We start from the raw sequence: 15,860 nt of genomic DNA on the forward strand, positions 1-15,860 counted from the left end.
GCTTAACTGATCGGCATTAGCCATTTGGCAGCTTTTTTTTTCCGAAGCCTGCAGTTAGTGCAGTTTCAGGGACGGGCGAAGTACGCGGTTGATGCGGCTAACTACCATCATCAAACCGGTTTTAATCACCCCGTGCAGCGCGATCTGGTGCATTCGGTATAAAGAAATGTAAACCACACGCGCCAGTCGGCCTTCTACCATCATCGAACCACGGGTCAGGTTACCCATCAGGCTACCTACGGTAGAGAAGCGGCTCAGAGAAACCAGCGAACCGTGATCTTTGTAGATGTATGGCTTCAATTCACGGTCAGTCACTTTCGCCACAATGTTCGAGAAACAACGACTTGCCATCTGGTGTGCTGACTGTGCACGAGGTGGAACCATAGTACCGTCTGGTTGCTCACACGCTGCGCAATCACCGATAACAAAGATGTCTTCGTCACGTGTAGTTTGCAGCGTTGATTTCACCACCAATTGGTTGATGCGGTTAGTTTCAAGACCTGCGATGTCTTTAAGGAAATCTGGCGCTTTGATACCAGCTGCCCACACCATGATTTGGGCTGGGATCTTGTCGCCGTCTTTGGTGACCAGTCCATCTTCGTCCGCTTTGACAACCATGGTCGCCGTTCGAACGTTCACACCCAGCTTAATCAGTTCTTGCTGTGCAGCACCAGAAATGCGTGGCGGCAATGCAGGAAGAATACGCTCACCAGCCTCAACCAGAGTAACGTTCAGCTTAGAACTATCCAGATCCTGGAAACCATAGTTGTGCAGCTCTTTGATGGCATTGTGCAGTTCAGCAGAAAGCTCAACACCTGTTGCACCGCCACCAACAATCGCAATGTCAACGGTACCGTTACCGGATTTCGCATGCAGCTTCAGGAACTCATTGTTCATTTCGTTACGGAAACGGCGCGCCTGTTCTGGGCTATCCAGGAAGATACAGTTGTCACGAACACCGGCAGTGTTGAAGTCGTTTGACGTTGAACCGATAGCCATCACCAGAATGTCGTAGCTCAGTTCACGTTCAGGCATCAGCAGCTCACCGTCTTCTTCGTCGTGCAACGCCGCCAGTTTGATGGTTTTGTTATCACGATCGATGCCGGACAGACTACCGAGTTGGAAATCGAAATAGTGGTTTTTTGCGTGGGCGCGGTAGCTGATTGCATCCACACCTTCGTCGAGGGAACCGGTCGCAACTTCATGCAGAAGCGGCTTCCAGAGATGACTTGCTTTACGATCAACAAGAGTGACCTTGGCGCGTCCTTTACGTCCAAGTGTGCGTCCTAGTTTGGTTGCCAATTCGAGGCCACCAGCACCGCCACCGACTACAATAATTTTGGTCACGATTACTTCCTCACCATGATTTAAATACGAAAAAATTGGGCTACATCCCGCGAAGACAGAATCGCGTGATGAAAGAAAATGTGTTTAAACAACCTTCGTATTCGGTCGATTATAAATATCGCTTGGAGAGGTAAAGAGCTTTTGTTTTCAACGTTATAAACGCGCATTGTTGTTTATTTTATGTTGCACGCCGACACCCGCATTTTTATGACATGGTGCTCATTTTTTGTTGAAACCATTATACAGGTCACTTGATCTCAATCAATTTTTAAATCCCTAAATCCACACTAAATGCAGCGAAAATAGGCGAGACTGATGAGTTTTGCGCCAATTGATAACATGGCTGATACAAAAAGAGCACCAACCTTAGCAGCTGATGCTCTGTAATCCCTACAAACCAAATGTTACGCGTCTTTAAACGCTTTCATTGCCTGCAGGTGATGGGAGATGCTTTTAAACTTATGCGTCTGTGTGTCGTCCCAGACGATGTCATAATACGGGCTCAACACTTCTTCGGAACGGGTGTTATCCAAGATTTCATCTTCTTTCGACAATACCACCATACAACGTCCAGCGTTTTTGGCTCGGAAGCTCTCAACACACTTGGTCGCAATATCAGCATACTCTTCAGGACGATCGATTCGACCTTCCATGTTTTCTTCCGGGAACAGGTTCGGATTGAAGATGACTTGTTTGATGCCACTGAGAAAGCCGATTCGTTCTGACCAGAAGCCACCAAGCCCCACACCACAAATCAGTGGTGATTTGTCTCCAGACATTTCCATTTGCTTGCTCACTTCCTTAAGAAGGTGCTGCATGTCGTGCTTAGGGTGAAGTGTGCTGTAGTTGATGAAGCGAACGTCTGGGTCAATAAACTGCAGTTGCATGACCTTTTCGTGGTTTCCGGGGCTGTTTGAATCAAAGCCGTGAAGATAAATAATCACTAAAAGTCCCTCTCACTCTTCGCTGGTGTTCCCAGCTTTTAATCTGTTTATACCCAAACAAGTTATCCGCGTTGAAATGCAGTAAACCAAGGCACTGTTGACCTTGTGCGGTCAAACAACTTGGGTACCAAAATACTATCACCCAATCACGCACATTATTAAGGGTTAAGACCGAAAGACGGGTACGGCTCAAGGTTTTGAGACGAATTGGCGATTCTGACATTCCATCAGTTAAGGACGGCGGTGATATCTTCACTGTAAGAGGCCAATTTCTGGCGCATCGCCTTTCGCTGACTCTCAGTTAGGTGGCGATCCAAACGCTGCAGCAATTCATATCGTCTAGCCAGATACAACGCCATATCATTCTTGTGCTGCTCACTTTGGAACGCGATGATGTTAGCAAAGTAATCATCGATACGGTCGCCAAGATTCGGGTCTTTGCGATTCATCAGAATGCCTTCGAGCTCGCCCATAAGTCCATCGCGGATACTGTAAAACACTGGACGCATTTCGATCTGGTAACTGGCCATCTCCAAAAACTGCTTTTTTTGCTTGGCATTGACAGACTTCACCCAGAACTCTGCACGCTCGATAAGCCGTTCCTGTCTTCGAGAGTACTGCTCATCCAGGCTTCCTTCATTCGCTTTCTCGACGGCTTCTTCAATATTTGTGTTGAGGATGTCGAGCCAGGCCTGAGCCTGCTCATCGCTGAGCGAGGAGATTAGATTGACCAGCGCTGGCGTGAGTCCTTCCAAAGAAGCTTGAATGCGATCATTAATAATGTGGTGATATTCGCCTATCTGAGAGTAAGAAAGCGGCTTCGCCATATCAGCTTCAAGTTGGTTTAGCAGAGCCTGAATTTTAGGCAGTTCGTTTTGGCGGTGCCATTCGTGGAAAGCTTCCAAATCGGCATCCAGCTGTTTTTGCTGGGCTGATGTGGTATCGACATAGTCAGAAAGGTAGTAATCAATCCAGAACGGCAGTGTGTTGTAGGCAAACTGATTGGTGCAGGCAGAAAGCATGAATACAGCGGCCAACGACAAAAGAAAATGCCTAACTGAAGATTTGCTGAATGTCATTTCCGTGATTCCCCCGCGGCTTTTTCAAACTGCCATATGCCCTTCCGCTTTCGTTAAAAAGAAGGCGCTTCTCTCGCGATAAATCTCGCCACCGTACAGTTCAAAGCCGAGCGCATACCAAAGGGCACCCAAATAATTTGCAACAGGTAGCCATTGTCTGCAGGCGTGCTGCCAGTCAACAACAGAATCTATACGTCTAATTTGACAGTATCGATTGACCAAGGTTTCAAGATCTAGTCCATTTGCGAGAGAGGTCATCACTAAATCCATGGCTGGGTCGCCAAACGCGGCATACTCCCAATCTATGACTTTGATTTCACCATTTTCCTGGCAGATAAAGTTGTAGTAACCCAAGTCGTAGTGGCAAGTAGCAAGCGGCAAGCCTGAGGTAAATCGATGTTTCTGGAAGTGCTCATGAACCGCAATCAATGAATCATTCAACGGGCTTGCGGAAAGATTGCTGAAATACACCAATCCTTTATCAAAAGGATCAAACGTATTAGAAAGCGGTGGCAACTCATGGACCTTAGCCTGAAGCGTCGCTGCGATGTCCAACGAAGCCTCTGTCATCGTCTCGCCTTCAATCCAGGGATTCAGTAACCCCTCCAGATATCGTTTTACTGGCGGGACGGTCAAACCTACTTTTGATGCTAAGTTTAAGGCTTCAAATTCATTATCACGGCTTAAGCCAAATGCCTTTGCGGACGCTGCTTCTGGTCGCCAGACAAATTGACAGCCATCTTCCGCAGTCAGTTTCATGCAGCGGTTACTTAACCCGCCCTCAAGAAATTCTGCCTGCTCAATAATAAAATCAGGCCGCAGTCTTTCAATGACTGCGGCCTTCTCTTTTTCATCAGCTAAAAGCAATGATTACCATCCAATCAGAGACTTAGACTGCTTCTTGCGGATTTCGGTTTCGTCAGCCCACTCGATAAGGCCCGTTTCCAGATCCATCAGGCGCATGGTCATTTTGTAGTAGACGTCTTTGTCGCTGCCGTCTTGCTTGTTGATGCTCGACAGGTTGCCATACAACATGTATTGCGCACCAACCATTTTACCGAATTGGATAGCAGTACCTGGGTTCACCAGTGCATCGTTGTTTTGGAAATCTAACTGTTCACGTACAGCTTCAACGCGGGTCATGTCAACAAAACGGAATTTGCCAGAGTTAATCAAACGAGTGCTGATAGTGTCAGTGATTGATTCAGTATCAATGTGCTCAGCGGTTTTGTTTTTGATTGACTCAACAAACACGATTGGACGTTCGTTGCGGGTGATAAAAGATACAGAGCCAGAGGACAGCATGCTGTCTGTCATCTCAACCGCTATCTTCTGCAGATCGGTCGAGCCGAAGTCAATCGTTGTGGTTTCCACTTCCTGAGCATCGCCATAGCTCACCTGCTTGGCACATCCTCCCAAGATAAGTGCAGCTGCACCCATTAGCACAATTAGGCTTTTCTTCATTGCTTTACCCATTTCGTTATAGTCACTGAATATTTCTGAGCGAGACTCGGAAGTTCTTCGCATCCGGGTTTAACGCCACACCCTGAAGTGTCACTGAATCGCCACCGTAAACAATAAACTGGCGCCACGGCGACTTGCCGCTATCCACTTCCAAGCCCTGTGCGTCATACCAGTTAAAACGGTACTGCAGGTTCTGGGACTCATCACTCTTATTGGTCACCATCACCTGCGCCAGCAGTCGCTCGTTCACGATACTGGTTTTCGCATTGCCAAATTCGAGGTTCTTCGCCAACACCGAATTTCCCAACACCACATTTTGGTTACTGCTATCAATGCTGATCCCAGCGGTGTCGTTCGCACAACCTGCCAGCAACATGCTTGCTGATAACAGAACTGCTGCATATTTCATCATATGCCTCCTAATATCCCCTGCCAATGAACCACTTGACCGCCCTGTCTGGATAGCCAAACTAACGTGGTTTTTCCTGATTCTATGGTTACGTTAATAGATTGTCCGTCAGTATTCACTGTGTGCTGACCTGAAGAATAAAACCCGCTGTAAACGCCTGCACTTTCAGGGAGCGTCTGCCAGCTTCTGGTATCCGGTTGCTCACTCAACACATTAAAGATGTTGACGACGAGATTGCCAATACCGCTATCATCTTTTTCAGTCAGAGACTTGCGCATCTCGTTTTTTGCCACAACACGCAAAATCTGACGCACCGCCATCGCCGGCATAGCTTCACTTAATGCATTCTGTGCCATGCCATTCACGTTCGCCAATTGTGCTGGTTTGACTGTTTGCCCATCCACACTGAATGCCTTCTGGGGAGCTGCAGTATACGAACGGTAATAGGGCAAACTCACCGTATGGGCTTCAAGATAGCCCTGACTATCAGACAACCACAATGGCAAACGCCAGAAATCACGGGCATTCACCACGCCTTGTTCATTTAATACGACCAACTGCCCTTTCGATCTGTCCGGACGTTGATACTGGCCATATTTTTTCTCAAGCAATCTCAATTCATCGCGACGTCCCTGACGCAAAGCGACGCGCATCGCGGCATCCGCGATATATGCGTTGTCAGGTTCCACCGCTAAAGCACGATTGTAATCAATGAATGCGCCGTTCAGGTTGCCTTCCGCTTCATAGAGCAATGCTGAGAGGTAAAACAGGTAACCATTTTGTACCGAGCCTAACAGCTTGCCTGCAGGAGGATATTTCGCCAACACTGCACCGACATTGTCGTCGATGCCATTCTGTGTTGCCGTGTTTGACGCGTTTTGAAGCTCACTGTCTCGCAGTCTTTTCGCTCGCTCCTGAACCTGATTTGCGCGACGTGCCTCAACCAATGCACCTTGAAGATTGTTTTCTTTTAGGTAATTCAGCATCAAATACAGATGAAGAAAGCCAAGCTCATAATCCGGCGGCATGTAGGTGAGCATGTTGTCGTTGGTCACCAATGCGCCTATCTGATCGACGCCTTTAGAAAGCTGGATAATCGCTTTGTCTTGTTCTGCCGTTGCAGCTAGATCTGCTTGTTCAAGTGCGGCTTTACTCTGTTCGAGGTCGCCAGCAAGCAGTGCCAAGCGTCCTTTTTCCATGCCATCCAGAATCTCACCGTCGGGTGAATCAGGGAGTTGCTCCAACGCCTGCTGATACTCCCCCCTAGCCACCAGCGCATGCGGCTGTTGCAACGCAGCGGAGTAGTGACTGAATAACGCCTGTGCTGAAAGATTGGCGCATCCGACCAGACTGAGTCCCAGACTGAATGCCACCAATTTCTTTGAAAATGACGAATTGGCTCTGCGCTTACCAGCGAGAGCCAAGAAAGGCTTTTTAATCATTAACCGATCAGCATTGGTCCTAGAGGACGGCCACCAACCAGGTGCATGTGAATGTGGTAAACCTCTTGGCCACCGTGGTTATTGCAGTTCATGATCAGACGGTAACCGTCTTCTGCGATGCCTTCATCAGCCGCCAATTTTCGCGCCACAGTAAACATGCGGCCAAGTGCCAGTTCATCTTCCGTTTCAACGTCGTTCACGGTTGGGATCAACTTGTTTGGAATGATCAGGATATGACTTGGAGCACGAGGATTGATGTCTCGGAAGGCAGTAACAAGGTCGTCTTGGTAAACCACGTCAGCCGGGATTTCCTTACGAATGATTTTACTGAATATGGTTTCTTCAGCCACGGGCAACTCCAAATGAATCGGTTACAGAGCTGTAAGTATGCTAGAGACAAAGAGTTTGGGCAATAATGAACAGTGTTTTTTATCGTAGATAGTTGCCTCTACCTCAATTCTTCACTTTCCGTAACAATTTCATACCAACTGAGAAACAGCTTTCAGCTTCAGTTATCAACCCCTAGCTGTTTATTAACCACTCTCTCAACAAATTTGCGTCTCACTTCAAAGGTTAGAAAGTATTGACCTTTTTAAGTTTAAAGTTTTTGAAATACTGGCGGATGACAAGAAAAGCGATGTGTTAGAACAGGGCTGACCTTCCCGTTACGAAGCAGGAAGCTCGGCATATAACTACAAGCAATAATACTAAGCGTGTTCCTTTTCTTTTTGCTAGAACGCGCGTTTCGGGAGGCATCGGTTAATCGCCGGTGGGAGGAATGTAAATGGCTAAAAAACGACAAAGCTCTGTGATTCGTCGGATGTATGCCGGCTTTGCGGTACTCGCAGTGAGTCTGGTGGCAACCAACACCCTTAACCTTAAAAGTTCTCAAGACATCCACGACCAGCTAGAAGTCGTCACCTCAGAAGCACTTCCCCTCGTCTCCTTATCTAACGAAGCCAGTGTTAGCCTTCTTGCCGCAGACAAAATATTCAAAGACTACCTGACCAGTACTAACGGCTCACAAAGCGAACAGGTATTGGAAAACTTTGAAGCAGCAAGACAGAAGTTCGATACGGCACTGAACAACCTCTACCAAGCCTCTTCCGGTGAGGCAGAGTTGGCTTCGCAATTGGAATCTCTGCGTGAGATCGAAAAACGTTACTTCTCTGAAGCATCGGTGGCGATTGGTAACTTCCAACGCCAGCAAACTGCAAAAGAAGAGGGTGTGACCGCCGCTCGTCAATTCCAGCGCATGAATACATCACTGGCTCTGGGTATGCAGGACTTCGTGGCAAATAACGGCTCCACGACGCTGAAAATCATTTCTAAAACCTACTTCAAAAAGCTTCAGGAAACAGAAACCCACACTTCCGACGCGTTAGCCAGCAACAAACTGGCCGATGTAGAAAAAGCCATGAACGGCAACCGCCGTAGCGTGAAGCAACTGAACTACTCTTTCCGTTCACTGACTTCACAGCTTCCAGAATTGAAAGAGAAATTCCAGAAAGACATCGATGCCTTTACCCGCGACGTGAGCCGAGAAGGTGGTGTCCTGGATCAGCACTATGCATACCTGGTTGCGACTAACGAGCTTTACACCAACATCGATAATCTTGCGTCAGAAGTTGACAGTGCGATGGACATTCTCGACCAGTTCCGCGGTCAAGCGGAAAACGTGATGTCCGCATCTATCGCACAAGCTAACGACACCTTCAAAAATGGTGTTCGCCAGACGATTTTTATTGGCGCGCTGATTCTGACAATCACTGTCTTCATTGGCTGGCACATTGCGCGAAGCGTTCGTAAGCCATTGAGCAGCACCCTAAACGTGCTGGAAGCCATCACTGAAGGCGACATGACCCAGCGCATCGAAGTGAAAGAACACAATGAATTTGGCCAGCTGGCAGATCACATCAACACCCTGGCCTCAAATCTTCAAGGCATTCTGCGACAGCTTCGCGACGCTGCAGAAGAGCAGGCTGAAGTTGCAGCTGCGAACCAATCCACCACGCAAACCGCAAAAGCTCAGCTTAATGAACAGCGTCAGCAAACCACCGCAGTCGCTGCGGCCATGACGCAAATGGAGCACTCAGTGCAAGACGTTGCAAACAGCGCGCGCCACACCATGGATAAAGTGATGGAAGTGAGCGATGCTGCGACGAAGGGCCGTGAAATCATGACCCGCAACATCAGCACGACCCACCAGCTTTCAAGCCGTCTGGATGATTCTGTTGCCGTGGTTTCCTCACTCCAAGAGATGACTGCGAATATCGAAACCATTCTGGACGTGATCAGCAACATCGCCGATCAAACCAACCTTCTGGCACTGAACGCGGCTATCGAAGCAGCACGTGCCGGTGAACAAGGGCGAGGCTTTGCGGTTGTGGCAGATGAAGTTCGCGTTCTGGCGAAACGTACATCCGACTCAACGTCTGAAATCGAAGAGATGATTAGCAAGCTGCAGACCCAATCAAGTCAGGCAGTGTTGGTGATGCAGGAATGCGTGGAAGAAATGAGTAACAGTGTTGCGCAGGCGTCTGACGCCAATTCTGCAATGGAAGAAATTGAAGCCATCATCATGATGATCAGCGACATGAGCAGCCAGATTGCGCAAGCCGCTTCCGAGCAAAGTACCACTTCTGCGGATATCGCTCGCAACGTTGAGCACATAAGCTTTATCGCCGACAGCAGCTATACCGCCATGCAGGACGTGGCTGGCGCGAGTGAGCGACTGGACCAACAAGCCGTTAACCAGAACGAACTGGTTCATCGCTTCACGGTGTAATTAAAATCTCCAAACAAGAAAGCGGGCTAATTGCCCGCTTTTTTATTGGTATCTACTTTCAGATACCCATCAACTTTCTAGTGATCGCTGATGCACTGATCGCTTCACAATGGCTGTTATTCACTCCTGACCATAATGGTGTGAAATCATCCCTGCCCTCTTTTTCTGCTGCCGCACGCAGTGGCCCCATTTCAATAGAAGCAAAAGGAAAGACCGGTGCTTTTTCGCTGATACAATCCAACGCAGCCATGGCGCCATTAATGATTCCCCGCGCCGGGCGGCCAGAAAACACATTGGTCAGCGCCGTATTTTTTGCTGCTTCAGACGTCAAAGCGCGACGGTGTAACGCCGAAGTGCTAGCTTCATCACTCAGCAAGTAGGCCGTACCAATCTGAACCGCATCTGCGCCGAAAGCCCGCGCCTGCACCACCTCATCGCGAATTGCGAGACCACCCGCCGCTATAACGGGCAAATTGATCGCATCGGCCACCTTGGGCAATAACTCCATGGTCGGCCGCTGAGAATCCAATGACTCAGTCAAAAACATTCCGCGATGCCCGCCCGCTTCAATACCCTGAACGATAACAGCGTCAGCGCCGTTGTCTTCCAACCATCGTGCTTCTTCCAACGTTGTCGCAGAGGAAAGGACTTTCGCCCCCCACCCTTTTACACGCGCCAGTAGTGAAGGTTCTGGCAGACCAAAATGGAAGCTAACAATAGGCGGCGCATAGTCCTCAATGGCATCAGCCATCTCGTGACTGAATGGAAGACGACTGGCGTTGTTTCCCAATTCAGACTCATCAATCCCATATCGCTGAAAGAAAGGTTTAAGCTGAATGCGCCATGCTTGGTGGCGCTCCGCATCAAAGGGATATGAGGTATGACAGAAAAAATTGAGGTTATAAGGCTTATCGGTTCCCTCTTTCATGCGCTTAATTTCTTCAACGACAGCATCGGCATCCAGCATGCCACAAGGCACTGAACCTAGCCCGCCAGCTTTGCAAACCGCAAGCGCCAACTTGCTGTTTTGTACACCAGCCATGGGGGCCTGAATCAAGGGGAAATCCACGCCAATCCATTTGGCAAAATCAAACTTTTCCATATTCAACACCCCAATTTTCTATACATTTTCACCTATGCACCATCAAGGCTATACCTTACGTCAAAATCCCAGTTTCGCCAGTGAGCAACTCCTTAATTTCCAGAATGTTAACTCTCGAAAAATGAACCATCATGCATATGGAACTGTTTTTAACTCGCATCTATTCAAATGTGATCTAAGTACATGTTCGTAACATTTCGGGTTGTCATATTTCTTCCCTATGGCTTAATTCGAAAAAGAAAGCGCTTTCTTTTCGTTTTTTGGTGCCACGACAAGAGCGACTTGAAGGTCAATCTAAAAAATACAAAACCGACAGTGAATAACCGCACTCAAAGAAAGTGCGACTATCCGAAAGGGAGTTTGGAGAGTGTCAAGCAGAATCAACCGAGCTGCGCCTCATGGAGAGGAGTGGCTGAGCTACCTCAAGCAAAAAACACGTGATTTGGTGGATGCGAAGATCCATGGGATCTCTTTCAGCCCTTATATTGATGGACAAGGGCCTGGGTCAAAGATCACTGAAGCACAAATCCACGAAAGGCTTCAGATTATCGCACCACACGTCAATTGGATCCGTACCTTCTCATGCACAGATGGTAACGAGCTGATTCCAAAAATCGCCAAGGAGTATGGTCTCAAAACCATGGTTGGTGTTTGGATTGACGGCAAACATGAAAAAAATGAGGAAGAGCTACAGAATGCTATCGCAGTGGCTCGTGAAGGCTATGTAGACATTCTGGGTGTCGGCAACGAAGTGCTGCTTCGCGAAGACATTCATGAAGACGAACTTATCAGCTACATCGAACGCGCGAAGGCAGAACTACCAGACGTTCAGGTGGGTTATGTCGATGCCTACTACCTTTTTGAAAACCATCCGCGAGTAGCTGATGCCTGCGAAGTGATCCTGACAAACTGTTACCCGTTCTGGGAAGGCTGTCCGATAGACTTCTCCGTGCCATATATGAAGGAAATGTATCGCCGTGCCATAAATGCCGGCAAAGGCAAGCCAGTGATTATTTCAGAAACCGGCTGGCCGAACGAAGGGGTTCCTGAGCGTGGCTCAGTGCCTTCTGAAGAAAATGCCCTTAAGTATTTCGTTGAAACTTATGCATGGGCAGAAGAAGAGAACATTGATGTGTTCTATTTCTCGTCTTTCGATGAAGCCTGGAAGGTGGAAAAGGAAGGCGCGGTAGGTGCGTACTGGGGTCTTTGGGATAAAGACGGCAACTTTAAGTACTCAACCTAACAGAGCACATTACAAGGCGCCCACGGGTTATCTGCGGGCATAAGAAAACTAAGGTAAAAAGCGCTATGGAATACAGAAACGCCATTTGTTACTCAGGCTATCGTGAAGGTCAAAACCCTCGTGAGGGAATTTACCCAACGTACCAAGAGATCAAAGAAGACCTTCTTATCCTCTCCCACAACTGGTCTGCACTGCGTCTATATGACTGCGGCACTCATGCAAGACTGGTGTTGGATGTTATTCGCGACGAAGGACTTGATTTCAAAGTAATGCTCGGCGCCGATGTTGCGGCTGAAATGAACAACCCCAATTGCCCTTGGGGCGCACAATTCAGTGAAGAATTGCTGGAGAAAAACCGCCAGCACAACAAGGAAGAAATTGACCGCCTCATCGAGCTTGCAAACGCATACCCAGATATCGTGGGTTATGTATCAGTCGGCAATGAAGCAAGTGTTGAATGGACCGATCACCTGATCTCTGTAGAGAAACTGGTTGAGCACGTTCAGAAAGTAAAAGACAGCATCAGCCAACCTGTCACTTTCTGTGAAAACTACGTGCCTTGGACATATAAACTGGATGCACTGGTTGAAGTGATTGATTTCATTTCCCTGCACACTTACCCAGTTTGGGAATACAAAACTATCGACGACGCGCTGGAATACACCAAGCAAAACTACCGCGATGTCGCCGATCGTCACCCAGGTAAGCCTGTTGTTATCACCGAAGCTGGCTGGGCGACAGCCTCAAATGGCCGCGGCATTGAAGCATGGAATGCCTCTGAAGAACTTCAGGCAGCATACTATGACCAACTGCTGCAATGGACGCGCGAAGAGAAGATCCTGACCTTCGTCTTCGAAGCGTTTGATGAGCCATGGAAAGGTGACAATCACCCTGAAGAGCCAGAGAAACACTGGGGTCTGTTCAAGGTGGATCGCACACCGAAACTGGTCATGCAGTCTCTGTACGGTTGACTACAACGAAGGGCGGATTAACCGCCCTTCTTTTTCCTGCCTACATCCGGTTTTCTCGCAAAGAGACAAACATTATCGAGATAGCCTCATTGGCACAAAGCGAATGCCATTGAAATCTGACTCTCTCCCTGTCGCTTCAAAACCTTGCGATGCATAAAATGCAGAAGCATTCACAGACGAGCGTAGTGAAATTTCATTAGCACTCGATGTAGTCAAAACATGCTCCAACAACCTTTTGCCCAATCCTGTGCCTTGTGCAGATTTAGCTACAAAAAGATGGGTCAGATAATTCCCTTCACGCAGCGCTGCAAACCCGACTGCCTCATCCTTGTTCAACGCGATGACTGTGTAGAAGCGAGAATCATCAAAAGTGGTTGCAAGATCTGGCAGGATCCGGGATTTGAACTCAGCCTGTCCTTGTTCATTAAACAAAGGCATAACGTCTGCCTCTGATACCGTTCTCACTAATTCCTGAGCCGCTTCCAAATCCCTTAACACCACTTTGCGGAGTTCCATCTTCTCTCCCTACTGTTGACCTTAAAACTTCGCTTTGATCTTCTGGACAAATTTATCGACCTGCTCCCTACCCGCCTTTTCGGCGTTATAAAGAGAAAGGAAAGCCACCTTACACTCTTTCGCGCACGCTCCTAAAATCGCTGTTTTCAATACGCGCTTCACTGGCTGGTGCATCACCAGATTATCCACCCACCATGGGGAGCCAAGCGTGGTCACCACTTTCACTTCTTTGAGGTTGCCCAATTTCGGCTTAATTGCCCCTAGTTCCGCGTCATGATCGTAGGCATATCCAGGCGCCCATACGCGGTCAATCCAGCCTTTCAGCATGGCGGGAAAGCTGAACCACCAGGTTGGAAAGACAAGCACTAAGGATTCCGCCTCCACCAACTGTTCAAGCTCTTTGTTAAGCTGACTTCGGTCAAAGTCTTCGGCGTAGTAACTTTGCCTTTCTTCTGCACTTAACACTGGGTCGAAGTTAGCGCCATAGAGATCCAGCAAGGTGATGTCGTAGCCCTTCGACTCAAGGTGTTTAATCGTTTCCTCACAGAGGTAACTGCACAAGCTTTCCTTAAGAGGGTGCGAAAGTACCACCAAACACTTCATGACATTCTCCCTAGCTACATTACTGCTCGTTCTATCAAGACTTGGCGAACAAAAACGCGCCACACGACGCCATAAAGCCGCCGGACACCTTGTTCAGGATTTGCTTCTCACGCTTACTTTTCAGCATTTTTCCTGCTTTAGCCGCGGAATAGGCGTACATCCCTAACACACCGCCCACGCCAACAGTAGAAATCAGAAGAATGACACCCACATGCAGCCCACTGATTTGAGTTACATCCACAAACGCGGGGAAGAAACCCATGTAGAACAAGATTGCTTTGGGGTTAGAGAGACCGACCACAACTCCCGTCAGCAAGTTTGAAAATCTCGATGATTGCGAAGGGACAGATTCTCCTTCCTCAGGGACTTCTGCCGTCCAACTGACGTAGGCGAGCCAAAACAAATAAGCAATGCCGACATATTTGATGACGAAAGACACTTCACCCAGCACTTTCGATAGTGCGGAAAGTCCTGAAAGCGCAAGGAAGATGAAAATGTAATCCGCAATCAGGATCCCTAACGCGAGCAGCATACCCTGCTTCATTCCACTCCCCATCGAACGTGAAATCGTCGCAAACACGCTCGGGCCAGGAATAAGCGCGGAAAGTGCCATGGCGAAAAACAGTGCGAGACCAGAAGCAATGGTCATGATTACTTTCTCCTTAACTACACAGTTTTATTGCCTGATAACCGCAATAAGATCAGTAAAATAGTCATTGTCGCCAGATTGACTTAACAAGGTCGTCAACTGGCCGCGATGATGAGTTTGATGATTAAAAAAATGCAAAAGAACAGAGGCGAGATTTTCAGAATACTCTGCCCCTGCCGTATTTCGGTAGGTCAAACTGTTATTGAATTCCGACTCCGGAATAGACGCTACCCAGCGGGAAATATCATCATCCAGCGACGCCCTCATTGCTTTCAAAGAGGCCAAGTCTTCCACCAAATGTACGGTGTTGCTTGGAGGCGCAGGATAACGGCTTAGCAACTGCTCCAGAGTCACCTCGCTAGGTACGCGGGTAAAACGATTCAGCCACAACAAATCACCCGTCAGAACATGACTCATGGTATGAAAAGCAGAGCCAAAAAAAGCCTTTCTGTCTTCATACAAGTCTTCGTCACTGAGATTTTCCATATGACCCAGCAATTGCTCATTCATCCACTGGTTGTACTTTGCCATTAGCTCAAACTGGCTTTTCATACCGACCCTATTTCCTTATATCGATTTCTTTCCAAGCGTTCGCTTCTCAAGCTCCACATTAACGCGCACGAATTCATTCAGTTCCTTTACCGAGCGGATGACATACACGTTTTTGTTCTCTGACAAGGCCTCGAGCCTTTTCAGGAACTTGTCATTCCAGAACTTCGGTGACAGTTTTAGAAACTTGTAACTTTGCATACTGCCTTTGAGCACCGAACTTTCATCAGGCCATCCTTCCGGTTTGATGAACAAACCTTTCAGCAGTCGCTTGGTGACCAACCAATAGCTGGTCAGATAAGGCAGTTCGACATAAACGAGCGTATCTGCCGCTTCCAAACGTTTGTTAAACGAGCCGAACAATCCCATACCATCGAGTATCCAGCTCTCTGAGGCCAGTATCTCATCATGCCGCGCTTCAAAACTTTCGTGGCTCACCTGCTCTCCATTTTTCTGGTAAAGCATGGAATCCAACTGGTAGAGGGTAATCCCGGTCTCTGACGCCAGTTTTTTGCTTAGGGTGGATTTACCGCTTCCCGGTTTTCCAAATACCGCTATTTTCTTCATGTCGCCTCCAAGATAAAAACCAAGAAGCAGAAAAAAGAAAACCCACCTCTTGGGTGGGTTCTGCAAATATAACGCGCGACAGCATCCCCACCATTAAGGGTCTGTTGACCTTTGATGATGGTTTTTTGCAGCAGTTTGTGGGGATTTTATGCAAGGCAGAGGCTTCGATGTGTAGCTAGTCTACATG

The 15,860-nt window shown here is 48.1% G+C and carries 17 protein-coding genes; 3 read left to right on the top strand and 14 right to left on the bottom strand.

What is annotated here, in order from left to right:
* Positions 1-54: 54 nt before the first annotated feature.
* The 8 genes from RN22_RS22100 to hinT form a co-directional block, all read right to left on the bottom strand.
* Positions 55-1,347: an NAD(P)/FAD-dependent oxidoreductase gene (locus RN22_RS22100; RefSeq protein WP_046307840.1), complete on the bottom strand. Its 1,293-nt coding sequence runs from the start codon at positions 1,345-1,347 to the stop codon at positions 55-57.
* A gap of 404 nt (positions 1,348-1,751) precedes the next feature.
* Positions 1,752-2,291, bottom strand: a complete 540-nt coding sequence (ycfP, locus tag RN22_RS22105) for an alpha/beta hydrolase YcfP (RefSeq protein WP_046307843.1) — start codon at positions 2,289-2,291, stop codon at positions 1,752-1,754.
* Between the two features lie 227 nt (positions 2,292-2,518).
* Complete coding sequence (locus RN22_RS22110) at positions 2,519-3,370, bottom strand: DUF6279 family lipoprotein (protein WP_046307845.1); 852 nt, start codon at positions 3,368-3,370, stop codon at positions 2,519-2,521.
* 24 nt (positions 3,371-3,394) lie between these two features.
* The gene (locus tag RN22_RS22115; RefSeq protein WP_046307847.1) at positions 3,395-4,237 is read right to left on the bottom strand and encodes a phosphotransferase; all 843 of its coding nucleotides are present in this window, start codon (positions 4,235-4,237) and stop codon (positions 3,395-3,397) included.
* Between the two features lie 3 nt (positions 4,238-4,240).
* Complete coding sequence (gene lpoB / locus RN22_RS22120; RefSeq protein WP_039850289.1) at positions 4,241-4,834, bottom strand: penicillin-binding protein activator LpoB; 594 nt, start codon at positions 4,832-4,834, stop codon at positions 4,241-4,243.
* 22 nt (positions 4,835-4,856) lie between these two features.
* Positions 4,857-5,243 carry a YcfL family protein gene (locus RN22_RS22125; protein ID WP_046307849.1) on the bottom strand — a complete coding sequence of 129 codons (387 nt, stop codon included), beginning with the start codon at positions 5,241-5,243 and terminating at the stop codon, positions 4,857-4,859.
* On the bottom strand, positions 5,243-6,685 hold the full coding sequence (locus RN22_RS22130; RefSeq protein WP_046307850.1) for a COG3014 family protein: 1,443 nt from the start codon (positions 6,683-6,685) through the stop codon (positions 5,243-5,245). The genes RN22_RS22125 and RN22_RS22130 overlap by 1 nt, the downstream gene beginning before the upstream one ends.
* Positions 6,685-7,035 carry a purine nucleoside phosphoramidase gene (gene hinT / locus RN22_RS22135; protein WP_002540486.1) on the bottom strand — a complete coding sequence of 117 codons (351 nt, stop codon included), beginning with the start codon at positions 7,033-7,035 and terminating at the stop codon, positions 6,685-6,687. The genes RN22_RS22130 and hinT overlap by 1 nt, the downstream gene beginning before the upstream one ends.
* Positions 7,036-7,469: 434 nt before the next feature.
* Between hinT and RN22_RS22140 the strand changes: the two genes are divergently transcribed.
* Entirely contained in the window at positions 7,470-9,473 is a 2,004-nt protein-coding gene (locus RN22_RS22140; RefSeq protein WP_046307852.1) for a methyl-accepting chemotaxis protein, read from the top strand.
* Between the two features lie 58 nt (positions 9,474-9,531).
* On the opposite strand, the gene RN22_RS22145 is transcribed toward RN22_RS22140, so the two are convergent.
* Positions 9,532-10,575, bottom strand: coding sequence for a nitronate monooxygenase family protein (locus RN22_RS22145; RefSeq protein WP_046307870.1), 1,044 nt, complete (start codon positions 10,573-10,575; stop codon positions 9,532-9,534).
* Positions 10,576-10,942: 367 nt separating this feature from the next.
* Between RN22_RS22145 and RN22_RS22150 the strand changes: the two genes are divergently transcribed.
* Together RN22_RS22150 and RN22_RS22155 are read left to right on the top strand one after the other, a co-directional pair.
* On the top strand, positions 10,943-11,818 hold the full coding sequence (locus RN22_RS22150; RefSeq protein WP_046307855.1) for a glycosyl hydrolase family 17 protein: 876 nt from the start codon (positions 10,943-10,945) through the stop codon (positions 11,816-11,818).
* Positions 11,819-11,883: 65 nt separating this feature from the next.
* The gene (locus RN22_RS22155; protein WP_046307856.1) at positions 11,884-12,789 is read left to right on the top strand and encodes a glycosyl hydrolase family 17 protein; all 906 of its coding nucleotides are present in this window, start codon (positions 11,884-11,886) and stop codon (positions 12,787-12,789) included.
* A 72-nt stretch (positions 12,790-12,861) separates the two neighbouring features.
* On the opposite strand, the gene RN22_RS22160 is transcribed toward RN22_RS22155, so the two are convergent.
* Genes RN22_RS22160 through RN22_RS22180 form a run of 5 tightly spaced genes read right to left on the bottom strand, consistent with a single transcriptional unit; the run spans position 12,862 to position 15,673 of the window.
* Positions 12,862-13,305: a GNAT family N-acetyltransferase gene (locus RN22_RS22160; protein WP_046307858.1), complete on the bottom strand. Its 444-nt coding sequence runs from the start codon at positions 13,303-13,305 to the stop codon at positions 12,862-12,864.
* Between the two features lie 21 nt (positions 13,306-13,326).
* Positions 13,327-13,908 (bottom strand): NAD(P)H-dependent oxidoreductase, encoded by a 582-nt coding sequence (locus RN22_RS22165; protein WP_046307860.1) that lies wholly within the window; start codon positions 13,906-13,908, stop codon positions 13,327-13,329.
* A gap of 34 nt (positions 13,909-13,942) precedes the next feature.
* Complete coding sequence (locus RN22_RS22170) at positions 13,943-14,557, bottom strand: LysE family translocator (protein WP_046307864.1); 615 nt, start codon at positions 14,555-14,557, stop codon at positions 13,943-13,945.
* 27 nt (positions 14,558-14,584) lie between these two features.
* A complete protein-coding gene (locus RN22_RS22175) occupies positions 14,585-15,109 on the bottom strand; it encodes a DinB family protein (RefSeq protein ID WP_046307866.1) in 525 nt (174 codons plus the stop codon).
* A gap of 15 nt (positions 15,110-15,124) precedes the next feature.
* Positions 15,125-15,673: an adenylate kinase gene (locus RN22_RS22180; protein ID WP_046307868.1), complete on the bottom strand. Its 549-nt coding sequence runs from the start codon at positions 15,671-15,673 to the stop codon at positions 15,125-15,127.
* Positions 15,674-15,860: the final 187 nt, after the last annotated feature.

The sequence above is a fragment of the Grimontia sp. AD028 genome, from assembly GCF_000973155.1.
In the GTDB taxonomy this organism is placed as follows: domain Bacteria; phylum Pseudomonadota; class Gammaproteobacteria; order Enterobacterales; family Vibrionaceae; genus Enterovibrio; species Enterovibrio indicus.